General features: G+C 62.1%; 25 protein-coding genes and 1 pseudogene. 11 read left to right on the forward strand and 15 right to left on the reverse strand.

Annotation, left to right across the window (positions count from 1 at the left end):
* Window positions 1-396 precede the first annotated feature (396 nt).
* Complete coding sequence (locus M2397_RS27575; RefSeq protein ID WP_259244825.1) at window positions 397-828, reverse strand: hypothetical protein; 432 nt, start codon at window positions 826-828, stop codon at window positions 397-399.
* 9 nt (window positions 829-837) lie between these two features.
* Window positions 838-2,028: an NnrS family protein gene (locus M2397_RS27580; protein ID WP_131699951.1), complete on the reverse strand. Its 1,191-nt coding sequence runs from the start codon at window positions 2,026-2,028 to the stop codon at window positions 838-840.
* Between the two features lie 251 nt (window positions 2,029-2,279).
* Here M2397_RS27580 and M2397_RS27585 point away from each other — a divergent pair, with 251 nt between their 5' ends.
* Window positions 2,280-2,963, forward strand: a complete 684-nt coding sequence (locus M2397_RS27585; RefSeq protein WP_259244860.1) for a Crp/Fnr family transcriptional regulator — start codon at window positions 2,280-2,282, stop codon at window positions 2,961-2,963.
* Window positions 2,960-3,151, forward strand: coding sequence for a protein DnrP (locus M2397_RS27590; RefSeq protein WP_090403099.1), 192 nt, complete (start codon window positions 2,960-2,962; stop codon window positions 3,149-3,151). The genes M2397_RS27585 and M2397_RS27590 overlap by 4 nt, the downstream gene beginning before the upstream one ends.
* Here M2397_RS27590 and M2397_RS27595 read toward each other — a convergent pair.
* From M2397_RS27595 to M2397_RS27625, 7 genes and pseudogenes are all read right to left on the reverse strand, one after another.
* A pseudogene (locus tag M2397_RS27595) lies at window positions 3,145-4,466 on the reverse strand (nitric oxide reductase activation protein NorD). The gene M2397_RS27590 and the pseudogene M2397_RS27595 overlap by 7 nt on opposite strands.
* Before the next feature lie 984 nt (window positions 4,467-5,450).
* Window positions 5,451-6,836: an oxygen-independent coproporphyrinogen III oxidase gene (hemN, locus tag M2397_RS27600; protein ID WP_259244827.1), complete on the reverse strand. Its 1,386-nt coding sequence runs from the start codon at window positions 6,834-6,836 to the stop codon at window positions 5,451-5,453.
* The gene (locus M2397_RS27605; RefSeq protein ID WP_131699933.1) at window positions 6,823-8,142 is read right to left on the reverse strand and encodes a coproporphyrinogen III oxidase; all 1,320 of its coding nucleotides are present in this window, start codon (window positions 8,140-8,142) and stop codon (window positions 6,823-6,825) included. Before M2397_RS27605 ends, hemN begins: the two co-directional genes overlap by 14 nt.
* Before the next feature lie 77 nt (window positions 8,143-8,219).
* The gene (locus M2397_RS27610; RefSeq protein ID WP_131699932.1) at window positions 8,220-8,663 is read right to left on the reverse strand and encodes a hypothetical protein; all 444 of its coding nucleotides are present in this window, start codon (window positions 8,661-8,663) and stop codon (window positions 8,220-8,222) included.
* Between the two features lie 95 nt (window positions 8,664-8,758).
* Window positions 8,759-10,075, reverse strand: coding sequence for an OprD family porin (locus tag M2397_RS27615; RefSeq protein WP_259244828.1), 1,317 nt, complete (start codon window positions 10,073-10,075; stop codon window positions 8,759-8,761).
* A gap of 181 nt (window positions 10,076-10,256) precedes the next feature.
* On the reverse strand, window positions 10,257-10,802 hold the full coding sequence (locus M2397_RS27620; RefSeq protein WP_145338474.1) for a putative natural product biosynthesis protein: 546 nt from the start codon (window positions 10,800-10,802) through the stop codon (window positions 10,257-10,259).
* Between the two features lie 62 nt (window positions 10,803-10,864).
* Complete coding sequence (locus tag M2397_RS27625; RefSeq protein ID WP_145338473.1) at window positions 10,865-11,248, reverse strand: DUF2946 domain-containing protein; 384 nt, start codon at window positions 11,246-11,248, stop codon at window positions 10,865-10,867.
* A gap of 181 nt (window positions 11,249-11,429) precedes the next feature.
* On the opposite strand from M2397_RS27625, the gene M2397_RS27630 reads away from it, so the two are divergent.
* On the forward strand, window positions 11,430-12,035 hold the full coding sequence (locus M2397_RS27630) for an SCO family protein (protein WP_131699929.1): 606 nt from the start codon (window positions 11,430-11,432) through the stop codon (window positions 12,033-12,035).
* The gene (locus tag M2397_RS27635; RefSeq protein WP_259244829.1) at window positions 12,035-12,502 is read left to right on the forward strand and encodes a copper chaperone PCu(A)C; all 468 of its coding nucleotides are present in this window, start codon (window positions 12,035-12,037) and stop codon (window positions 12,500-12,502) included. The genes M2397_RS27630 and M2397_RS27635 overlap by 1 nt, the downstream gene beginning before the upstream one ends.
* A 200-nt stretch (window positions 12,503-12,702) precedes the next feature.
* On the opposite strand, the gene M2397_RS27640 is transcribed toward M2397_RS27635, so the two are convergent.
* Window positions 12,703-13,032 carry a DHCW motif cupin fold protein gene (locus M2397_RS27640; RefSeq protein WP_259244830.1) on the reverse strand — a complete coding sequence of 110 codons (330 nt, stop codon included), beginning with the start codon at window positions 13,030-13,032 and terminating at the stop codon, window positions 12,703-12,705.
* A gap of 140 nt (window positions 13,033-13,172) precedes the next feature.
* Here M2397_RS27640 and M2397_RS27645 point away from each other — a divergent pair, with 140 nt between their 5' ends.
* A complete protein-coding gene (locus M2397_RS27645) occupies window positions 13,173-13,658 on the forward strand; it encodes an HIT family protein (RefSeq protein ID WP_184742668.1) in 486 nt (161 codons plus the stop codon).
* A gap of 157 nt (window positions 13,659-13,815) precedes the next feature.
* Window positions 13,816-14,637 carry a hypothetical protein gene (locus M2397_RS27650; protein ID WP_259244831.1) on the forward strand — a complete coding sequence of 274 codons (822 nt, stop codon included), beginning with the start codon at window positions 13,816-13,818 and terminating at the stop codon, window positions 14,635-14,637.
* On the opposite strand, the gene M2397_RS27655 is transcribed toward M2397_RS27650, so the two are convergent.
* Both M2397_RS27655 and M2397_RS27660 read right to left on the reverse strand, forming a co-directional pair.
* A complete protein-coding gene (locus M2397_RS27655; protein ID WP_145338468.1) occupies window positions 14,594-15,070 on the reverse strand; it encodes a DUF488 family protein in 477 nt (158 codons plus the stop codon). The two genes, M2397_RS27650 and M2397_RS27655, sit on opposite strands and share 44 nt — an antisense overlap.
* Before the next feature lie 150 nt (window positions 15,071-15,220).
* On the reverse strand, window positions 15,221-15,688 hold the full coding sequence (locus M2397_RS27660) for a GNAT family N-acetyltransferase (RefSeq protein WP_184742672.1): 468 nt from the start codon (window positions 15,686-15,688) through the stop codon (window positions 15,221-15,223).
* A gap of 402 nt (window positions 15,689-16,090) precedes the next feature.
* Here M2397_RS27660 and M2397_RS27665 point away from each other — a divergent pair, with 402 nt between their 5' ends.
* The 3 genes from M2397_RS27665 (at window position 16,091) to M2397_RS27675 (ending at window position 17,608) form a co-directional block, all read left to right on the forward strand.
* Window positions 16,091-16,384, forward strand: a complete 294-nt coding sequence (locus M2397_RS27665; protein WP_131699920.1) for a fructose-bisphosphate aldolase — start codon at window positions 16,091-16,093, stop codon at window positions 16,382-16,384.
* Window positions 16,385-16,672: 288 nt separating this feature from the next.
* Complete coding sequence (locus M2397_RS27670; protein ID WP_259244832.1) at window positions 16,673-17,164, forward strand: GNAT family N-acetyltransferase; 492 nt, start codon at window positions 16,673-16,675, stop codon at window positions 17,162-17,164.
* Between the two features lie 18 nt (window positions 17,165-17,182).
* Window positions 17,183-17,608 carry a GNAT family N-acetyltransferase gene (locus M2397_RS27675; RefSeq protein ID WP_131699918.1) on the forward strand — a complete coding sequence of 142 codons (426 nt, stop codon included), beginning with the start codon at window positions 17,183-17,185 and terminating at the stop codon, window positions 17,606-17,608.
* A gap of 59 nt (window positions 17,609-17,667) precedes the next feature.
* Here the strand turns inward: M2397_RS27675 and M2397_RS27680 are convergent, their stop codons facing one another.
* Complete coding sequence (locus tag M2397_RS27680; RefSeq protein ID WP_259244833.1) at window positions 17,668-18,861, reverse strand: YgcG family protein; 1,194 nt, start codon at window positions 18,859-18,861, stop codon at window positions 17,668-17,670.
* A gap of 128 nt (window positions 18,862-18,989) precedes the next feature.
* Between M2397_RS27680 and M2397_RS27685 the strand changes: the two genes are divergently transcribed.
* Together M2397_RS27685 and M2397_RS27690 are read left to right on the forward strand one after the other, a co-directional pair.
* On the forward strand, window positions 18,990-19,805 hold the full coding sequence (locus tag M2397_RS27685) for an alpha/beta fold hydrolase (protein WP_145338464.1): 816 nt from the start codon (window positions 18,990-18,992) through the stop codon (window positions 19,803-19,805).
* Entirely contained in the window at window positions 19,795-20,937 is a 1,143-nt protein-coding gene (locus M2397_RS27690; RefSeq protein ID WP_259244834.1) for a PAS domain-containing sensor histidine kinase, read from the forward strand. The genes M2397_RS27685 and M2397_RS27690 overlap by 11 nt, the downstream gene beginning before the upstream one ends.
* Here the strand turns inward: M2397_RS27690 and dapF are convergent.
* Together dapF and M2397_RS27700 are read right to left on the reverse strand one after the other, a co-directional pair.
* Complete coding sequence (dapF, locus tag M2397_RS27695) at window positions 20,925-21,728, reverse strand: diaminopimelate epimerase (RefSeq protein ID WP_259244835.1); 804 nt, start codon at window positions 21,726-21,728, stop codon at window positions 20,925-20,927. The genes M2397_RS27690 and dapF overlap by 13 nt on opposite strands.
* The gene (locus tag M2397_RS27700; protein ID WP_259244836.1) at window positions 21,725-22,504 is read right to left on the reverse strand and encodes a helix-turn-helix transcriptional regulator; all 780 of its coding nucleotides are present in this window, start codon (window positions 22,502-22,504) and stop codon (window positions 21,725-21,727) included. Before M2397_RS27700 ends, dapF begins: the two co-directional genes overlap by 4 nt.
* Window positions 22,505-22,554 lie beyond the last annotated feature (50 nt).

A 22,554-nucleotide genomic window follows, 5' to 3' on the forward strand; every position in this document is an offset into this window, starting at 1 on the left:
GGTCAGATCCTCGCGAAATCGACCCTGCCAGTTAAAAACTGTTACCTATGTGTGTGAACTGATTTGTAACCCATGTGGGTGAGTCATACCGGCGAGGACCTTTTGGTTACTTTTGGGTCCCTCCAAAAGTGACCCGCTGTAAGAGCGGAACCCTAAGTGGCCGTTACCGCAGCAACGGATATGTACTCGGTCTGATCCCAAATCCTGGTCGGCTGTCATGCCGCCATCGGGAGCAAGTCGAATCGTCGCACCGCCCCTCCCACATTTGATCTCTGCACATCAGGTAGATATCAATCTGCTCTGGATCTCGCTCCATTACCGCAGCAACACCTGCGCGACCACATCCGCCTGGAGAACGACGTGTTGTTCATCCAGACACTGAAGCCCGCCGCCTGATCAACGCAACATCAGCTTGGCCACGATCACAATCACCACCATATGCACCAGGATGCTGCGACGAATCCACGTCGCACGCCGGGGGCTCAAGCGCTGGTGACTCAGCAGGTACGCCAGCCACAGGTAATGGCCGATGATGCTCAGGGCCAGCAGGATTTTCAGGCTCAGCAGCGCCGCGAAATGGCTGGCCCAAGGCACCGCCAACAGCCCGCGATAGTGCCAGGCCAGGCCGATGCCCGCGCCGTACAGCAACACCACCACGCCGTGCAGTACCTGGCGCGAACGCCGTGCAATGGCGTGGTCGGACGTGAACTGCGCCGACCAGGCCAGTTCCTCACGGGCGCTGTGCCAGATCACCACTTCGAAAAACAGCGTGCCGATAAACGCAATCGCCGCCAGCAGATGCACGATCAACAAGGTGGAATAAAGCATGACGTCCTCCTAGCCTGGATGCCCATCGACCCGTGCCTGCCACAGCATCGGGCCATACCGCCACAGGTACAGGCCGAGCCCGACGGTCCAGCACACACCCGCCAGCCACAACGCGGCCATCGGCAACAGCAGTACCAGCACCACCCGGCACACACACGCCAGGTTCAGCAGTCCAAAGGCCAGGGTCATCCCTGCGGGCGGCTGCAACGGGCGGCCGGTGTGGCCCAGACTGACGCGGGCGATCATCGCCAGGATCAGTCCGGCCATGGCGCCGATGGTCAATGCATGCACGGCCAGGCTGGGATTGAGGGGTGCGCCGAAGTGCCACAGCGCCATACCCAGGCAGGCCACAGCGAGCCAGGCGTACGCCAGGTGCAACGACCAGAGCAGCGGCACCCGCCACAGCCCGCGATCATGCCAGCGCACCAGGCGCAATAAGTGCCCCAGTCCAAGGGCGGCGAACAGCAGGCCGATCCCTGGGTTGGCGGCCAGCGCAGGCCCGGCGGCATACAGCACGGCGACCAGCAGCGAAGCCCCGAGCAACGCCCGGTCCAGCCATGGCCAGGGTTTGACCGCCTCGACCCGGCCCAGACCGCGCTGGGTGAAAAACGGAATCACCCGCCCGCCGATCAAGCCCATCATCGCCGCCACCAGCCACAGGCCGGTGAGCACCGCCTGGCGTTGCAGGCCTGGGTCATTGCGCAGCAAGCCATACAGCGACAGCGCATCGGCCACGGTCAGCAGCGCCAGCACCAGCACGATCGGGTAGTTGCGCTTCTGGCGTACCTGCCACAGGGTCCAGCCCATCACGCCGGCCACGGCCAGGGGGAAGGTCAGTTCCAGCACCGCCAGCAGCGGCCAGTGCAGGTTGAACAGCCACCCCAGGCGCGCGGCCAGCCACACACCGGCAAGCAGCGCCAGGGCATTGCCGCTGATGCCTGGGCGGCCGGTCCAGGTCTGCACTGCCGTGAGCAGGAAGCCGGCGATGATCGCCAGGCCAAAGCCGAACAGCAGTTCATGCCGATGCCAGGCCAGCCAGCCGCCGGCGGGTTGCCAGGTGCCGAGGTGCCCGCCCAGGGCCAGCAGCCACAAGGGGATTGCCAGCGCCGCCAATACACAGGCGCCGAGGAAGAATGGCCGGAAGGCCAGGCGAAACAACGGGGTAATCGACATTGCCTTGCGCCGATCGAGCACTTGCATAACACGGTCTCCCTTCAGGACTGCGGCAATCTTGCGCCGATGGGCGTGCGTTGCCCTTGTCGTAGATCAAGTCGCTATCGGGGGCAACGGATTACCCTCGCGCCTATATCCACACCGCACCCCGGAGCCATGATGAAAAACGCCTATGTCCCCCTCGCCTGGTTTGTGATTCTCGGCTCCATGCTGGCCGCCGCCAGTGGGCTTTCGCTGGTGCTGGTGTGAACGCACCCCTGCTGTTCAAGGAACCGGGCATGGTGCTGCATCGCGTGCACCACCAGATCCTGCGCAGCCATCACCTGTTCGAACCGCTGAACGACGAAGAACTCAACGAGCTGATGGGCAACAGCCAGTTGCTGAGTATCGACAAGGGCGAGCCGCTGTTCCGCCAGGGCGAACCGGCCGATGCGTTTTACTTCGTGATTGCCGGTGCGGTGAAGATCTACCGCTTGACCCCCGACGGCCAGGAGAAGGTCTTCGAAGTGATCGGCGAGCGCCAGACCTTCGCCGAAGCCACGATGCTGATGGACACTCCCAACTACGTGGCCTGCGCCGAAGCGGTGTGCCCCACCCAGTTGTACCGTTTGTCCAACGCCACCTACATGCGCCTGCTGCACAACAACAGCCGCCTGACCTTCGCCCTGCTCGGCACGTTGTGCGTGCGCTTGCACCAGCGGGTCAACGAGATCGAAACCCTGTCACTGAAAAACGCCACCCACCGCGTGGTGCGCTACCTGCTGACCCAACTGATGCGCCTGCACAGCACCGACGCCACGTTCGAACTGCCCATGGCCAAGCAGTTGATTGCCGGGCACCTGTCGATCCAGCCGGAGACCTTCTCGCGGATTATCCGGCGCCTGATCGATGAAAAAATCATCACCCAGGACGGACGCCAGATCGCCATTCTGGACCGGCTGCGCCTGGAGCAATTCGAGTGAAAACCTGCCTGTACTGCCAACAGCGCAATGCCGACAAGCATGAGCAGTGCACGGATTGCGGCATGGCCCTGCCCGCCTCGGACGCCGGCGTACAGGCCCTTCGCTTGCGGCGCTTCCAGTGGTTCTGCCTGAGCCTGACGCTGTTTTGCATCGCGATGTTCTTCTGGTTGCCGCGCGACTTCTACTGACCCTCGGTCAGTTGCCGGTACAGCTGGGGCAACCGCAGCGGCAACTGCTCCGGTTGACGGATCAGGGTGTAGCCATGAGCACCGAACATGTAGGGCAAGTAGTCCCCGGCCTGTTTGTCGATGGTGATGCAGAACGGAATCAGGCCCTGGCGCCGCGCCTCGACCACTGCCTGACGGGTGTCTTCAACCCCGTAGCGGCCCTCATACAGATCCAGGTCATTGGGTTTGCCATCAGTCAGTAGCAACAACAACTTGCGCCGCTGTTTGCACGCCCCCAGCAGGTGGGTGGCTTGGCGAATAGCGGCGCCCATGCGCGTGTAGTAACCCGGTTTGAGCGCCTGGATACAGCCACGCGTGCGGTCGTCATAGGCTTGCTCGAACGTCTTGAGCTGTTGCAGGCGCACCTGATGGCGGCGCAGGGACGAGAAGCCATACAGCGCAAACGCATCTCCCAACCCGGCCAGGCTTTCACCAAACAGCAACAGGCTGTCGCGGATCACGTCGATGACCTTTTGCTCGTCGTTCAAATGCGCGTCGGTGGACATCGACAGGTCCGCCAGCAGCAGGCATGCCAGGTCTCGTCGTGTGTGACGCTGCTCCTGGTACAAGCCGCGTTCGGTGCAGGCGCCGTGTTGGCGTTGCACGTGGAAATCCACCCAGGCTTGCAGGTCCAGTTCCGCGCCTTGAGGTTGCTGGCGCAGCCATTGGCGGTCGGTGCGCAGTTGCTGGAATTGACGGCGCAGGCGCTGGGCCGGGCCGAGTAATCGGGCCGGTAACGGTTGCGGTGCATCGGCACGTGGCTGCATCAGTTGCAGATTGACGAAACCAGGTTGCAGGCATTGTTGGCGGTAGTCCCACTCGGGCAGCTTGATGCCCTCGCCGAGGGGGATGTCATCGACGTCTGCGGGCGGCAGGTCCAGGTGCAGCGTTGGTTGTCCCGGGCCCAATGGGTCATGGGGCCTGCATGGGCGGCCAACAGCGCCAGCCAGCGGTACAACTCCAGGTTCAACGCGACGGTGGGGTACACCGCCAGGCTCGACGGCAGGTGCAGACGATTGCCATCGCAGGAGGCCGCGTGCTTGCAGGTGCCGGCGATGCGCATCAACAGGTTGCGGCGCAGCAGCAGGTCGCGTTCGCTGGCGGCTTCGAGGGCGATCCCGCTGGCACCACCCAAGGCGCGGAACAATACGGCCAGGCTGCGCTGGCGGTCGACCAGATCGACCCGCGCGTGCGGAAAATCGACGCTGGCGCGTCGGGCAATAAAGCGGTGCCAGGCACTGCCGACCCACTCTTCCAATTCAAGGGTAAAGGCCATGGGATGGGCTCCAATTGTTTGATATTTGACAGGCACACTGCAGTCCAAATGTGGGAGGGGGCTTGCCCCCGATAGCGCCGGGTCAGTTAAAAAATAAGTGACTGACACTCCCTCATCGGGAGCAAGCCCCCTCCCACATTTTGATCGCGGTTGGCAGGTAGAAAGTGGCCCGGCTATAGATCTCGGGAGCACCGCTGATCCCTGTGGGAGATGTCGAGCTTTAGCGAGGCTTCGATGACGGCGGCACAGTTGATAGAGGTGCTGGCTGACCCACCGCTATCGGGAGCAAGTCGAATCGTCGCACCGCCCCTCCCACATTTTGATCGCGGCTGGTAGGTAGAAAGTGGCCCGGCTATAGATCTCGGGAGCACCGCTGATCCCTGTGGGAGATGCCGAGCTTTAGCGAGGCTTCGATGACGGCGGCACAGTTGATAGAGGTGCTGGCTGACCCACTGCTATCGGGAGCAAGTCGAATCGTCGCACCGCCCCTCCCACATTTTGATCGCGGCTGGCAGGTAGAAAGTGACCCGGCTATAGATCTCGAGAGCACCGCGGGTCCCCTGTGGGAGATGTCGAGCTTCAGCGAGGCTTCGATGGCGGCGGCACAGTTGATAGAGGTGCTGGCTGACCCACTGCTATCGGGAGCAAGCCCCCTCCCACATTTTGATCGCAGTTGGCAGGTAGAAAGTGACCCGGCTATAGATCTCGAGAGCACCGCGGGTCCCCTGTGGGAGATGTCGAGCTTTAGCGAGGCTTCGATAGCGGCGGCACAGTTGATGGAGGTGCTGGCTGACCCACCGCTATCGGGAGCAAGCCCCCTCCCACATTTTGATCGTGGTTGGCAGGTAGAAAGTGACCCGGCTATAGATCTCGAGAGCACCGCTGATCCCTGTGGGAGATGTCGAGCTCTAGCGAGGCTTCGATGGCGGTGGCAGGGTTGGTAGAGGTGTTGGCTGACACACTGCTATCGGGCTGCGTGGTGGGTCAGACGGTGCGGGAGAAATGGCCTTTGTGTGCGCCGCCCAGGTAAGCGTCGAAGGCCATGGCCACGCTGCGTACCATCAGTTGACCTTTGGGCAGCAGTTGCAGCGCGTTGTCCTGGACCAGCAATAACCCGTCTGCCACTTGCTCGTCCAACTGCGTCAACGCTTGGGCAAAATAGTCATTGAAACGAATGCCGTGGGCCGCTTCGACCTGGGCGACATCGACGCGGCCGTCGCACATCAGGCCATTGATCACCTCGCGACGCAGTACGTCGTCGGGGTTGAGCCGGTAACCGCGTTGCACCGGCAGCATGCCCGCATCGATGCGCGCGTAGTACTGGGACAGCTCCTTGACGCTCTGGCTGTAGCTGTCGCCGACCTTGCCGATGGCCGACACGCCCAGGCCAATCAGGTCGCAATCGGCATGGGTGGAGTAACCCTGAAAGTTGCGTTGCAGGCTGCCATTGACGCGGGCCAGTGCCAGCTCATCGTCGGGCAGGGCGAAATGGTCCATGCCGATGTAGACATACCCGGCCTCGGTAAGACGGCGGATGGTCAGTTCCAGCAGTTCTAGCTTGCGTGCCGGGGGTGGCATGTCTTCGGGGCGGATCATGCGCTGGGCGCGGATCTGGCTTGGCAGGTGCGCGTAGCTGTAGGCGGCCACGCGGTCGGGGCGCAGGGCAATCAGCTTGCTCAGGGTCACGTCGAAGCTGGCCACGGTTTGCAGGGGCAGGCCGTAGATCAGGTCGACACTCACCGATTTGAAGCGGGCCTCGCGGGCCGCCGCCACCAGTTGCAGGATCTGCGCTTCGCTTTGCACGCGATTCACGGCGGCCTGGACGTCGGGGTCGAAGTCCTGCACGCCGAAGCTCAGCCGATTAAAGCCCAGCCGGCGCAGGGTGTTGATGCGTTCGACGCTGATGGTGCGCGGGTCGACCTCGATGGAGAACTCATGGGCGTCGCTGTCATCCAGGCTGAAGTTGTCCGCCAGGCAGGCCATCAGTTCGGCCAGTTGCGCATCGTCAAGATACGTCGGTGTGCCGCCGCCCAGGTGCAATTGGGTCAGGCGTCGCGAGCGCTCGAACAGCGCGCCCTGCATCTGGATCTCGCGCTTGAGGTATGCCACATACTCGACGGCGCGATGGGTCTTGCGGGTGATGATCTTGTGGCAGCCGCAGTAGTAGCAAAGGCTCTGGCAGAACGGAATGTGGATGTACACCGACAACGCCTTGGGCGCGGCGAGTTGGTGACTGGCGCGCACGGCCTGGTGATAGTCGTCCAGGGCAAACGCGCTGTTGAACTGCGGCGCGGTCGGGTATGAGGTGTAGCGCGGCCCCGGGCGGTCGTATTTGTGCACCAGGGCACGGTCGAATTCAAACGCCGTCATGGTCGATCACCTCGTCGTTGGCGCTGACGGGCGTGGCGAGCGCCGCCCGTTCGAACAATGCGCAGATGGCATCCACCTGGGGCAGGCCCGCGGGCAGCAGCCAGATAAACGTAGGCGACAACTCGAGCAGACCATCGCGGTGCAAGGCCTCCAGCAGCGGCCAGAGGTTGGCGAAATAACGCCTGAATACCAGGCCGTAACGCCGCTCCACCGCCTGGATATTCAGTTCCAGGTCACAGGCCAGGCGTTCGGCGACATGCAGGCGCACCGGGTCGGCCGCCTCGCGAAACCAGCCTCGGCACGTGGCCGGTTGACCACTGGCCAACTGCTCACGGTAGTGCGGCAGGACCGCCGTGTTCTGCGCACACAATGTGTCGATCTGGCTGATGGCGCCCAGGCCAAAGCCGATGTGGTCGCAATAACCGTGCAGGGTAAAGCCTTCGCAGTTACGGCTGAGGCGACCGCGCTCCTGGGCCTGTTTGAGGTCATCATCGGCGCGGGCGAACTGCCCCAGGCCGATGTAGTGATACCCCGCGGCGGCCAGGTGCTCAAAGCCGCTGCGGCGCATCGCGCTCTTATCCGCCGCGCTGCAAAACGCCTGAGGTTGTCGGCCCTGGTAACGCACCGGTGGCTGGGCGTAATCGAACAGTTGCAGGCGGTCGGGCTCCAGGGCAATCAGGCTGGCCAGTTTCAGCTCGAAACTGGCCGGCGTCTGCCAGGCATGGCCGTACCCGAGGTCGATGTTCACCGAGCGAAAGCCGAAGGTACGCGCCGCATCCACCAGCGACTCGATGGGCGCCGGGTCCTGGTACCGCGCCTGGCACAGCGGGTCATCGCGGCGGGCGTCCGGCACGCCGATGCTGGCGTGGTTGAACCCCTGTTCGCGCAGCAGGCCCAGGGTCGCCCAGTCCATGTGCCAGGGGTCGAGGTCGATACGGTAGTCGCCACGGTCGTGGTCGAAAAAGTTGAAGCGGCTGTGCAGGTGTTCCAGCAACGTGCGCACCTGCTCGATCGTCGGTGTGGTGCCGCGCAGGTGAAAGTGTTCGACCGGTTGGCGCGGGCCGAGCTGGCAGCCGATCAACTGGATTTCCTGGGCGAGACTGTGCAAGTAGTCGGAGCCGCAGTCAGGCGTCGGCCAATGCAGGTTCAACGCCAAGGGCCGCTGACGCTGGCGGCTGTCGCGCAGAGCACGCAGCAGGTCGAGGGAACCGACGCCGGCATGGAAGCGGCGCGTGTCCGTCTGGCAGGCCAGGTCCAACACGCCCTGATCCTGACGAAAGCGGGTGGGATGAAGATGGGTGCGCATGACGGACTCCGGAGCGGGCGGCGGTGGTCCATTGTCCGGTGCGACCGTGCCGGGCACCTTGATGTGCATCAAGGTCGTTACCAGCTCAGGTAAAACATGCCCTTGGCCAGCAGCACAATGGCGACCATGTGCGCGAACAGGCTCAGGTGAATGAAACGGCTGTAGCGCGCGCTGACCTTGCCCCAGCGCATCCGCGCCATGGTGACCAGAAAGTGCAGCAGCACACTGCCGGCCAGGATCAACTTGAGGCCCAGCAACGTGCCGAACGAGGACGCCAACGGTGCCGACAACGCCGGCAGGTAACGCAGCCAGACCATGCCGAGCCCGGCGCCGAACAGCACCAGTAACACCCACGGCATCAGCACCCGGGCCCGCCGGGCGACGCCCTGCTCCACCAGCACCATCACCCGAATCGGCAAGTGCTGGTGCAGGTGCCCCAGGATCAGTACTTCGAAGAACACCGTGCCGATAAAAATCAACGCGGCGAACAGATGGGCCAATAACAACAGGAGGTAGAGCATGGGAGCCTCGCAGAGGGACCGGCCGGCGGGAGTCCAGTGTGCGGGCTGGCGCACGGGGCGGCCTTGATGCCGATCAAGCGTTGCTCCTGCCTGGCTTACAGCAACGGCAGGCTGTAGCTGACGATCAGCCGCGTCTCATCCTTGTCGGCGGTGTCATTGCCGCGCAGCACAGCGCTGCGCCAAGTCAGGCCAAGGCCCTTGAACGTGCCCGTGGGGATCACGTAGTCGACACGCAAATCGCGCTCCCACTCGCTGTTGTCGCGACGCGCCGCACGGATGTTGCTGCCGTGGATATAGGTCACGCTCGACTTCAGGCCCGGAATGCCCAGGCCGGTAAAGTCATAGGTGTAGTTACCCACCGTGGCCTGTTCGCCGGCGTTGACGAACTTCAGCGACTGGGCGTTGGTGATCAGGTACAGCGAACGACCCTGGCCCTGGTTGATGTGGGGGAAGTCACTTTCGCCGGTGGTTTTCTGATACCCCAGGCCCACGGAATGTCCGTACACGCCATAGGTCAACATCGCGCTCCACAGGCGGTTGTCGACCTTGCCCGAGTTGACGCCGGGCGCGTAATAGCCGGAACTCACATAGCCTTCACCGCGCCCGGCGGCGCTGCCGTTCTTGCCGTCGGCGGTGCTGTAGAAGTAACGCAGATCGGTCTTGAGCTGCCCCACCGGCAACTGCCAGTTGTGCACCAGGCCGACAAAATGTTGTTGGTAGAAATTCTCCAGGGTCGCGTAGTAGTACTGCACTTGCAGTTGCTTGCTGACGGCGTAATCCACCCCGCCGTAGTAGAACTGATTGCTGAACGTGCCCTTGGCCGGGTCGTTGGCACCGGCGATCGACATGCCCTGGCCGTTGCTGGAGTTACGGTCGAGCACCTGCTCCATTTTGCCGGCGATCAGGTTGAAGTCCTTGAGGTCCTTGGAGTCGACCTGATAGCCACGGAACGTCTGCGGCAACAAGCGGCCGTCTTCGGACATCAGCACCGGCATCTTCGGCACCAAGGTGCCGACCTTGAGCTGGGTTTGTGAGATGCGCACCTTGCCGGTGGCGCCGGTCTTGATGAAGTCATTGGCAGCCTTGCCATCGGACAACGGGAAGACGCTGCCGGGGGTGTTGTCTTCACCTGCCTTGCCGGCGCGCCCCGAGGCGTCCAGGCGCAGGCCATACAGCGCTTGCAGGTCCAGGCCGAAGCCCACCAGGCCATCGGTGAAACCGGACTGGTAGTTGAACATGAAGGCCTGGCCCCACTCCTTGTCCGACGGCGCCCTGGTGTTACGGGTGTCCTGGTTGTAATAGAAATTGCGCAGGTCGAGGGTGGCTTTGCTGTCATCGATAAAACCCGATGCAGCCGCCTGCTGCGCGGCGCCGAGGGAGACGGCGAGCGCCAGGCACGTGGTGTGTTTCATGAAGGCTCCGTGAAGTGATTGAGGCGACCCCGTTACAGCCCAACCCTGTTGTTTGTCGGTCGGGTGGTGCTGCATTCAACGGGTGCGCGCACGGTATAGCCTGGGGCCTTGGGGAAACAGCCGCTAAAACCGTCAATCACTTTTGCGGTTTACGTAACAATCCCGATCCACTGTGCAGCGCTCAAGGCACCGGCAACCAGCCCTGGAATACCCCTGAGGAGGCGAGCGGACACCAGGCAAAATCCCATTCCGTGGCAGGGAGTGCCTGTTGTTCGGCGGCGAGAATGCGCGTGCTCTTCCAATCGAACACCGTCAAGCCTTGCCAGGCCAGGACCACCCCCTGGGCCTGGCTGTCATCCGTACTGATCCAACGCGCCGCCGCGGCGGCCATGAAGGTTTCGATGGGTTCTTCATCAATCCGCCCGCGATACGGCGACGCCAGCAGCCAACGGCACACGTTCAGGTGCCAGGTCCAGTCCTGGGCCGGCTGGTTGCGATAGGCCCAGGTCATGAAGCTGCGAAACAGGTTCAGGCCTTCGGGCGGGTCGAGCTTGAGCAGTGTCGGGCAGATATCGAACACGGTGTGCCAATACGGCAACAGGCGTGCATCCAGGTGCACAAAACAGCGGGCATTGCTGGGGTAGTCCGGCCGCGCCGGTTCCACGCGCGGGCGACGGGACGCCTGGCTGACCAGGCGGCTGGCGCCTGCAGGCAAGTGATGGTTCATAAAGCGCACTCACAGTCGTGACGATAGAACGCCCCCTGGTCACAGGAGGCCCAAGGCACACGTCAGAATGCGGGAGAGGCGCGGGGGTTGGCCGAGGGCCAGGAATAACGCGGCGGCGCCTTGTTGCGCCGCTCATGGGCCGGGCGTGGGGTTTGCCCCAGGCCCAGCAACCAGGCCAGGCCGATCAGGAACACCAGCGCGACGGTCACCGCGTTGCACACCGGGCAGGCAAAGTAGTTCGAGATGTTACTGGAAGACGGCGCGCCCAGCCCTTTGTCGGAAAGTGGCGCCTGTTTGCCGTCCACCGCGCAGAACGCGCCACCGATCCCATTGAGCTGTTGGCCCATCATCTGGCCATGGCCCAAACCGCACACGAACAGGTTCATCAGCACGCAGAAGTACAGGGTCCAGACGATCAGGGAACGGTCGGGGTGGCTCAATTTCATGGCGGCGACTCTACCACCAGCGCCGCAAAAGGATGAAATTCGGTGTGCCCCTGTGGCAGAACGTCGCAGATTACGCGGGCTGGCCAGGGTTGGTAGACTTGGCGCCCTCCTCGTTTACTCCTATTCAAAGCCTGCCGAGTTGATTTCGCGCAATGCGGGCGTTTCACAGGATGCACCGTTGATGAGTACGTTATTCACCCGCCGCAAGGTCCTGACCGGCATGGGCCTGTTGGGTCTGGGCCTGCTGGCCGGTTGTGACAACAGCCCCAGATTGAACTTCAAGTACGGCAAGGACTTGAGCGACAAGATCATGGGCCGCACCTTCAAGCTCAAGAACACCGAGGGCGACACCGTCACCCTCAGTTCCTACCGTGGCCTGATGCCGGTGGTGTTCTTCGGTTTCACCCAGTGCCCGGCCGTGTGCCCGACCACGCTGGCCCGCGCCGCCCAGGCCAAGAAGCTGATGGGCCGTGACGGCGAGATCATGCAGGTGATCTTTATCACCCTGGACCCGGAACGCGACACGCCGGAGATTCTCGACAAGTACGTCAAGGCCTTCGACCCCAGCTTTGAAGCGCTGTACGGCACCCCGGAAGAAATCGCCGTGGCCGCCAAGGAATTCGGGATCTTTTATGAAAAGATCCCCGCCGGCGACACCTACACCCTGTCCCACACGGCCACCAGTTTTGTCTTCGACACCCGTGGCAACCTGCGCCTGGGTTTGCAGGCATCCCTTACCGCTAAAGAGTGCGCAGAAGACCTGCTCACCGTCATGGAGGTCTGCTAATGACTGCCGTTCAATACCTCAAGCGCTTCACCTTTGGCCTGACCCTGCTGGGCCTCGCCGCCCACGCCAGTGCCCAGGTGCAAGTGACCGACGCCTGGGTGCGCGCCTCGGTGCCGGGCCAACCGTCCAGCGGCGCGTTCATGACCGTGACCGCCGACAGCGACAGCAAGCTGCTCAGCGTGGCCTCGCCGGTGGCCAAGGACGTGCAGATCCATGAGATGAGCATGAAGGACGACGTGATGCGCATGGGCCCGGTGGACTCGGTGGCCCTGCCGGCGGGCAAGGCGGTCAAGCTTGACCCGGACGGTTACCACGTGATGCTGATGGGCCTGACCGGTCAGATCAAGGAAGGCGACCAGGTGCCGCTGACCCTGACGGTGCAGGACGCCAAGGGCGAGAAGCAGACCGTTGAGGTCCAGGCCAAGGCGCGTGGGCTGGATGGCATGGACCATAGCAAGATGCATTGATGCAGCGGATTTGGGGGGTTGTGCCTGTTTCTGTGGCTGTTTCTGCTTCTGTTTTTGTGGCGAGCGGGCTTGTCCCGCGTTGGGCTGCGAAGCAGCCCCAATAAGATCATGAAGTTCCTTCAGACAGACCTCGTCGGCAGGTTTCAGGGCTGCTTCACAGCCCAACGCAGGACAAGCCTGCCCGCCACAAAGATCACTCCTCAATCCACGATAAACAGCTTCGCCCCGACGCTCGTCGAGGAACGATGCGCCTCCATATCATTGCCCACCTGGTAGCTCATCCCGGCCGTCAGCGTGAACTGGCGGCCGTCTTCCAACTCTGTGTGCAACTCGCCTTCCAGGCACAGCAGCACATGCCCGCGCGTGCACCAGTGATCGGCCAGGTAGCCGGGGCTGTAATCGACCCTGCGCACGCGGGTGGTGCCGAAGTGGCGGGTGCGCCATGAGGCACTGCCGGTAACGCCGGGGTGAAGCTCGGGTTCGACGGTGGACCAGTCGGTGATGCCAAACGGGACAGCGGTGAGTTCCATGGTGTGCTCGGTCGTCAGTTAACGTGGCCTGAGGCTATCCACCCGACAACCTGCGCGATAGACACAGATCCCGTGGTTTTGTGGGATACAGGCGAGCGTGCTTGTTATCCTGCCCACCCTGCTCCCAAGGACGCGTGCTGATGCAGATCGACCCCGCCTACATCCTGTTTGAGACCGAGCACTGGCTGCTCAACCATCACCTGACGTCGAAGCTGCCGGGTTACCTGATGCTGGGCGCCAAGGCGCCGATTGATTCCCTCGCCGATATGCCGGAGGCAGCGTTAGCCGAATTGGGTGGACTGCTGGCAAAAACCCAGCGCGCCATGGAAGCGCAACTCAAGCCCAAGTGGTTGTATATCAGCCGCTATGGGCATATGCCGGGGTTCCCGCTGCACTTTCATTTCATCCCGGTGTATGACTGGGTGGAGGAAGCATTCTGGCGGGATGAGCGTTATCGGCGGTTGCAGGATTTGGGTTCGCAGGACCTGGCAAAAACGCTCACCGATGGCGCGGAACTGACGCTGTTTGTGTGGCGGGAGTTGGGTGAAAGCCTGATGCCGCCGGTGATCAAAGGGCTGTCGGTTGAGCAGGTGATCGGGAGCTTGCGCGCGCATTTGCGTCACTGATGGAGATCCCCGGCGGGAGCTGACTTATCGGCACGGGTGGCGGTGTAGCATCAGGAATCGAAGTGCTTTGTCATGTGTGCATGCGCCGTTACAAGTCTGTCTGGCAGCTTTCCGATGTCTGGATACAGTTCAGAAAAGACTTCTGGATATGGCCCCCATGAAACGCAAAGTTCGAATCTTGATCCTGTGCAAAACCTACCCTTCCCCGAGCGCAAAATATGCCGAAACATCCTGCGTTGCGGGGATGGATGAGGACGGCAATCTCATACGGTTGTATCCCGTACCGTTTCGCTTGGTGACCAGTGATCAGCAGTTTGCCAAGTGGCAATGGATCGAAGCCTCTATAGAACGCAGCCCGGCGGACCGCAGACCAGAAAGCCATAAGATCGGCGTGGACAGTATTTGTGTGGGCAGGACCCTGCCCGCAGGCGATTGGTACGAAAGACGAGTATTGCTGGACAGACTGATGGTTTATGAAAATTTTGACGCACTGGAAAAGGCCAGGATTGAGCATAACGTCACGCTAGGCCTGATCAGGCCGGCACGCATCGCAGCATTACGCATCCAGAAATCAGCCTCTACAGAATGGACCCCAGAGGAAATTGACAAGCTGCAATCGATGCAACGCCAACCCAGCCTGTTTGAAGAGCAGGAACACGCCAGCATCAAGCGCCTGGAGAAAGTGCCCTTCGACTTTCATTACGTTTATGAGTGTTTGGTCGACGGTGAACTGAAAACCCATATCCACAAAATTGTCGACTGGGAAGCCAGTCAACTCTTCAGAAACGTGTATCGCAAACACGGCGCAAAAGGTTGGGAGGCCCCCTTTCGGCACAAGCTGGAAACCGATCTACCCGACAAAGACCTCATGCTGTTGATGGGCACGATCCATCGTTTTCCCAAACAGTGGCTGATCGTAAGCTTGATCTATCCGCCTAAGCGACAGAACGAAGACGATCAACAAATAGCGTTGTTTTGACCGACAGATGCTGAGCTTCCAGCGACGGCTCCACTTCCTGCGCGGCTTCGGCAATCAAACTGCGATGGCAAAAACTTGCGTCCGCCTCATAGCAGACCATGCAGACCCGCTGTTCAGCCGCACTGCAAAGCAGCTCGCTCAACACCGTGCCTTGGGTGCGGATATAAGCCCTGAACTCACGCGCATAGGTGGCCCAATTACCGTCTTCCTTGAATTGCCTGCGTATGGGCTTCGGGCAGCCGAGCGGCCGGATGTGCTCATAGGCGATCCCCTCCGCAGCCAGGCATTGGGCAAAGGCATTTTTGGAGAAGCCTTTTTTTCGCGACAGCGGGTATTCACGCACATCCAGCACCTTGTCGATCCCAGCCTGCTTGAGTCGCGCGATGAATGCGTCGATAGACAGTCCTTCGTAGCCTGCAGTGTAGAGGTTCATGCGGAGTCTCCTGGGGCCTCCCGGCGCGATCAAAAGGTAAAAAAGCGCCGGGACTATAACATCGCCGGTTATTGACCAGACTTTGAGGGTGACGGGCGGAGCAGATTATTGCGTAACAAGCAAATAGCGCTTTTTGGCCAGTACACCGTTTCAACCAATCTGCTTTTTCATCGGAATGCACGCCAACTGCAACCCCGACGGCGAGTGGTAAATCGCCTGCTCATCCCCCACGTAGCCACACGCGCGATAAAAACTCGCGGCATTCAACGTCGCGTCCAGCACCACCTCTTCAATCGCCAGTTCCCGTGCGACCTGCTCAAGGTGATCCAGCATCGCCTTGCCATGCCCGCGTCCGGTGAATGCGGGCAACACGAACAGCGCGCCGACTTCGTGGTTGGCCGGGTCAAGCATGCCGGTAGCGATCGGCTCACCGTTCAGCCAGCCCAGGTAGAACGGTTTTTCCATCAGCGCGCTGTAGCCGTCCTCGGCCTTGCCACGGGTCCAGAGCGCCATGTGTTCGGCGGCGTAGGCGCCGATGCATTGGCTACGGATGGCTGCGCGGCGGATGTCAAAAGCGGCGTTGGCGTCGGTGGGGGTGGCGCGTTTTATTTCCAGCATGGGGTCCTTCCTTCATGGGTTTTCATTGCCCGCCGGGGTGAATGAATAACGGAGGTGAGGGCGTTTGCTCCCGCTTTGGCAGTTTAATCTTATCAATCCCTTAGGCCGATGCAGTCGTTCTGCCAGTCGGTTGCACCTCGGCTGACGGCACTTTATAGTTCGCCCCGTCGCCGGCTTTGGTCAGCGACAGGGTTTCGCAGCCCTCACAATTATTACCAGTACCGTCAAACCCGACGCAGCCGATTCACGGCTGCCTCTCGTTTTATGGCGGTTGTGCGTGGGAGACCTTCGGGTCTGCCGGGTTCTGGTAATAATCCCCGGTCTGCGAACCCGCGCACAGCTGCCACCCCCTTTGTTTCGCAGCAAAACGGTGGCAATTATTCTTTCTTGAGGATTATTACCATGACAACTCAACACCCGCCCCGCCGCTTCACCCCCATGTCCCAAACCGCAACCGACTACCCCGTGCTGCTGATCGACAGCGACGCCCCACTCAGCGAGCTGCATGCCTGCGCCAGTGAGCGTCTCAACGCCGCCCTCGCCTATCTGCACCTGATGGCCTGTTCCAACGTGTCCGACTATGCCGAGCACGACATCAACACCGTCGCCAATACCGCCCGGATCATGGTCCAGGATGTGGCGGATGTGTTTACGGTGATCGAGCGGCGAGGGTTTGATTCGCCTGCGGTGAGTTGATGTGACTTGAGCGGTGAGGAAGCCCGCTTTGGCGGGCTCCACACTGCCTCTTGACCTCGATGGCCCTGACCAACATGCATCGGAAACAGCACCCACCACCAAGCCTGGCGCGGACAAAACTGTGGGAGGGGGCTTGCCCCCGATAGCGGTGGGTCAGTTATAAATGGGTTGACTGACACGCCGCCATCGGGGGCAAGCCCCCTCCCACAATTTTGTTCTGTGTTCAGCGCAGAGTCCCAGCGAGGCCGTTATCATGTGGCCTTTCGCTCAACGCTCCAGGAAACGCCCATGCCCGCCCTCACCTTACGCAACGCCCTCCCCGCCGACGCTGCCCGTTGCTACGCGATTGAAAGCACCGCCTACGAGGGCGACGAAGCCGCGACCCTGGAAAAGATCGCCACGCGCATTGCGCTATACCCGCAAGGCTTTTTGATCCTGGAGGCCGAGGGCGAGGTGGTGGGTTTTATCAACGGCGGCTGCGCCCATGAAGTGGTGATGTCGGACGAGGCGTTCAAGGAACTGGTGGGGCATTCGGCCGAGGCGCCGAATGTGGTGATCATGTCGGTGGTGGTCGACCCGGCGCATCAGGGCAAGGGGTATTCCAAGGTGTTGATGACCGAGTTCGTGCAGCGCATGCGCGCGATGGACAAGCGCACGATTCACCTGATGTGCAAGGAACAGCATGTGCCGTTGTACACCCGCATGGGCTACACCTATGTGCGCCCTTCACCCTCGGATCATGGCGGCATGGCGTGGCATGAGATGGTGATGACGCTTTAACCAACGGAGGGTTTCGCGATGACCGCAGCGCTTATAGAAATCAGCGACCAACCCAACCCCGACGCCGAGCGCATTCTCGGCAACGGCCTCGCGGCGTTCAACGAAGGTATTGCCGGCTACAACGACCGCCTGCCACTGACGGTATTGATCAAAGACCCCGACACCCGGCAGATCGTCGGCGGCATTACCGGCAAAACCACCTTGGGTATGGCCTTTCTCGACCTGTTCCATCTGCCCGAAACCCTGCGCGGCACGGGCCTCGGCAGCCGGTTGCTGCACGCCTTTGAGCACGAAGCTCGGCGGCGCGGCTGCGCGAACGCGGTGCTCTACACCCTCAGTTTTCAGGCCCCGGGGTTTTATGAAAAGCATGGATGGGTGCGCTTCGGGGAGGTCCCTTGTGAACCGGCAGGCAGCAGTCGCGTGTTTCTGTCCAAGCGGCTGTAACGCTCCGGGCTTTGCCGGACAGCCGTTTGCAGCCTGGCGTCACGCAGAACAAGCTCCGATTACCAACTCCCCGACGCCCCGCCACCGCCACTGGAACCACCGCCCCCCGAGGAACTGCTGCTGGAGCTGGAGCCACTGGAACCCGAACCGGAGCCACCGCCCGAGCCGGAACTGGCAATGCTCTGCACAAACACGATAAACGCCACAAAGGAGGCCACTGGAATCGCCACGATCCAGCCCTGATACCCGTGCCCCAACAGTGTCCCCGCAGCGACGTAGATGGCCATGACTGCCAGCGCACGCAGGAGGAAAAAACGCGGGCTCTTTTTCCAGGATGCCCTGATGACGAAGAACAACCCGAGGTACAAGCCCAGCACCAACGCCGCGCCAAACGGCCACACCAGCCAATGGATATAACTGACCTCCACGAACCGGTTGGCGATCACCACCCCGACGATATAGGCCAACAGCCCTATCACGCAGTAGAACGCCGTGCGCGCCAGCCACAAGGCGCCGAAGGTGGCGCCGCCGATCAGAAGGGTCAAGGGCAGTACCAGCAGGTACATCGGCCATTCCCGGCCGCCGGCGAATGCCACCAGCGCCACGGTAACGGCTGCCGTGGCGATCAGCGCCCCCCGCCAGCCCAGCTTGCGCGCCGCGACCAGCACGCCGCCGACGGCACCGCACACAAACGCCAGCAACACCGCAAGCGCCTCAAGACTGCCGCCGTGCCCGGCCACTTGCGGCAAGTCACCGCCATCCACCAGGACAACCAGGTCGTTCACGCCCTGCTCGACACCGCCGGCATAGTCGCCCTGGCGAAACGCCGGGGTGATGTGCTCTTCGATAATCCGATGGGCCAGCAGGTCGGTCACCGTGCCCTCAAGGCCATACCCCACCTCGATGCGTACCTTGCGGTCGTCCTTGGCCACGACCAGCAGGATGCCGTCGTTGATGTCCTTGCGCCCCAGTTTCCAGGCGCGGAACAGTTGGTTGGCGTAGTCCTCGATGCTCGCGCCACCGGTGGTGGGCACAAGCAACACGCCAACCTGAGCGCCTTTGCGCTGTTCGAGGGCGGCGAGTTGGTCTTTCAGGCGGGTGGTGGTGTCGGCGTCAAGGGTGTTGGTGAGGTCGATCACCCGCTGGTCGAGGGCCACGCCGATGGGCGACGTGTCGGCCTGGGCGGTGATAAACAGGCCGGTGGACATCAATACCAGCAGACTCAAGACGGATTGCCGCAACCACCGCATCATGTTTGTTACCTGAAGTTTCTTCCTGAAGGCGCCGACTTTACCCTATCAACGCTATAAGGCGTGACCCAAAGCCATCGACTATCTAAACTGCAGCACACCTAGCAATACGCCATAATTTCGAGATCCCCATGGGCCTACTCCAGCGCAACAACGTCAACGTGATGGGTGACGGGCACTCAACCCTGGTGTTTTCCCATGGTTTTGGCTGCAACCAGGCCATGTGGAACTACCTCGCGCCGCAGTTCAAAGAGCGTTTTCGCGTGGTGCTGTATGACCTGACGGGCGCCGGCCTCTCCGACCTCAACGCCTTTGACAAGGCCAAGTACAGCACGCTGGACGGCTATGCCCGCGACTTGAACGAGATCATCGACGCCTTTGCCGAGGGCCCGGTGATCCTGGTGGGGCACTCGGTCAGTGCGATGATCGGCACCCTCGCCGACCGCCTGGCCCCCGGCCGTGTCGCCGCCCACGTGATGATCGGCCCCTCGCCTCGCTATATCGATGCCGACGGCTACGTGGGCGGTTTCAAGCGCGCCGACATCGACGACCTGCTCGACACCCTCGACAGCAACTACCTCGGCTGGTCCAGCGCCATGGCCCCGGTGATCATGGGCGCCCCCGGCCAACCGGCGCTGAGCGACGAGTTGACCGAGAGTTTCTGCCGCACCGAGCCGGACATCGCCAAGCAGTTCGCGCGAGTGACCTTTATGTCGGACAACCGCCAGGACGTGATCGGCCTGCCCACCCCGGTGCTGATCCTGCAATCGAGTGACGACCTGATCGCCCCGGTGGCCGTGGGTGAATACCTGCACAGCGTGCTGCCCAACAGCACCTATTGCCTGGTGGACAACGTCGGCCATTGCCCGCACATGAGCGCGCCGCAGGCCTGCGCGGCGGCCATGGATGCCTTCCTGGTGCCCTGGATGGCCGCACGTGCCGGCTGATCTGTTCGACAGCGCCGCCTGCGCCCTGGCGGTCACCACGGAAGATGGCACGATCCAGCAGGCCAACGCGCGCTTCAGCGACTGGCTGGGGTTCAGCCTCGCCGAGCTGCAAGGCCGGCGCTTCCAAGACCTGCTGAGCATGGGCGGGAAGATCTTCCACCAGACCCACCTGGCGCCGATGCTGCGCATGCACGGCAGCGTCACCGAGGTAAAACTGGACTTGCTGCACCGCGATGGGCACAAGCTGACCGTGCTGCTCAACGGCAACAAACGTGAACAGGCCGGCGTCGTGGTGTACGACCTGGCGCTGTTCGGCACCACCGACCGCGACAAGTACGAGCGCGAGTTGCTCAACGCACGCAACCTGGCCGAAGCGCTGTTGCAGGAAAAAACCGCCACCGAAGTCGCGCTGCAACAAGCCCAGGCCGAACTGAACGAGGCCTACGCCATCGCCCAGCGTCGCGCCCTGTTTGCCGAGCAGATGGTGGCGATTGTCAGCCATGATCTGAAAAACCCGCTCACGGCGATTCGCATGGCCTCGGACTTTCTCAGCCGTGGCGAACGTACGCCCAAGGAGCGCCAACTGCTGGGGCATATCGGCCAGTCCTCCGAGCGCGCGCAGCGCATGATCGCCGACCTGCTGGACTTTACCCAGGCACGGGTCGGCCAGGGCATCACCATCAAGGCGGCGCCGCTGGACCTGCATGAAGTGATCCATCGCGCGGTGGACGAACTGCGTGTGGCGTTCCCCAAGGCAACGCTGGTGCATCAAGCACAAGGCAGTGGCGACGCCTGCCTGGATGCCGATCGCGTGCAGCAGATCATCGGCAACCTGGTGGCCAACAGCGTGGCCTATGGTGACCCGCAACGGCCGATCACCATCACCTCGCGCCTGGCCGACGGCGCTTGCGAAGTGGCGGTGCACAACCACGGCACGGCGATTCCGGCAGGTTTGCTGGCCGGGCTGTTCGAGCCCATGACCCGTGGCACCGACCAAGGCAGCGACGTGCGCAGCGTGGGCCTGGGCCTGTATATCGTGCGGGAGTTGGCCAAGGTGCATGGCGGCGATGTGGCGGTGAGTTCCTGTGCCACGGCCGGTACCACCTTCACGGTGACGTTTCAGAACAGGTAGGCACTGCCCTGCATGATCGGCTCCACGCTGCCCGTCAACACCACGCCGCCCTGCCCGTCCCAACACACCGTGACCGTACCGCCGTCGCACTCCACCTGCACCGTGGCATCCAGCAAGCCACGCCGAATGCCATTGACCACCGCGCCGCAACAACACGAACCGGAACCCAGCGGCACACCGCCGCCACGCTCCCAGATGCGCAGGCGGATATGCCCACGGTCGAGCACCTGCACGAAATGCACATTGGTCCTGGCCGGGAACAGCGGGTGAATTTCCAGCGCCGGGCCCACGACGGCCGGGTCGATGGCGTTGATGTCGGCCACAAAAAACGTGCAATGGGGGTTGCCCATGCTGCATGCCGCCGGGTTGCCCGCCAGCGGTAACGTACACGTATCCATGGCCTGGGCCAGCGGCACGGCCGACCAGTCCAGCGACGGCGCGCCCATGTCCACCGACACCCGCCGCCCCGCCTCGCGCACACAGGTCAGCAGGCCACGGTCAGTGCGCAGCACAACCGAATCGCTGCGGGTTTCATGCATCAAGCGGTCGGCCACCCCACGCGTGGCGCTGCCACAGGTTTGCAGCGGCGTGCCGTTGGGGTTCCAGAACTTGATGCGCGCGGCGGCGTCTTCGCAGTCGAGCACCACGGCCAGTTGATTGAAGCCAATGCCGGTGTGGCGATTGCCCAGGCGGCGGGCGACCTCGGGGGTGACAGGGTCGTCCAGGCCACGGCGGTCGATGATGATGAAGTCGTCGCCATGGGCGTGCATCTTTGTGAACGGCAAGGTCATGGAAAAGCGTCCTGTGGTGTCTTGAGTATCCGGGCCGTTTCAGGTTTCGCACTAAAAGGCACCTCCATTTCTTGCTCTTCAAACACCATCCCGAATCGACCCGACAGTGCCTTGCGCCCGCTCGATGTCAATGCCAGCGCCCGGCTGTCTAGGTCTTGAGTCACCCACTTGCGGCTGATGAACACCTGCAGGAAAGCCGCTCCGAGTGCGCCTGCAAGATGCGGACGGCGCATACTCCAGTCCAGGCATGGGCAGGCGAAGCGACGTCGCTGTGCCCTGACTTTTTCTATCTCGATACCGAGATCGGCCATCGCTTTCTCGCCACTCACCGAGAGTGCGTACAGGCCATCCTCGGCGGCTGGCACGATCAACCAGCCTGACGCCATGAAATGATCGTGCAGGCGTACAGCCAATGCACCTGCCATGTGGTCATAACAGGTGCGCGCGAACTGCAATCGGATTGGGGTCGTTGAAACATACCGTGCAGCTACCTGTTGGCTGATCACCATAAGCGCCTCGATGGCCTGGGCGACGTGTGTGTCCGCGAGGCTGTAGTAGCGATGCCTGCCCTGCGTGTGCAGCCTGACCAAACCGTCGTCCTTCAGTCTTGCCAGATGCGCGCTCGCCGTGGATGCACTCACATCGGCGATGACAGCCATTTCGGTACTGGTGCGGGCGTGGCCGTCCATCAGCGAACACAACATTTTTGTCCTTGCAGGTTCGGCAATAGCGCTGGCCACTCTGGAAATGGCGGTGTCATTGCGTTGAACTTCCATATTTCGTTCCTGGACGAAGCGTCGCCATGAAAGGTGATCGATAGTAGCCG

Origin of the sequence: Pseudomonas sp. BIGb0381 (genome assembly GCF_024809815.1) — a bacterium.
Lineage (GTDB): Bacteria > Pseudomonadota > Gammaproteobacteria > Pseudomonadales > Pseudomonadaceae > Aquipseudomonas.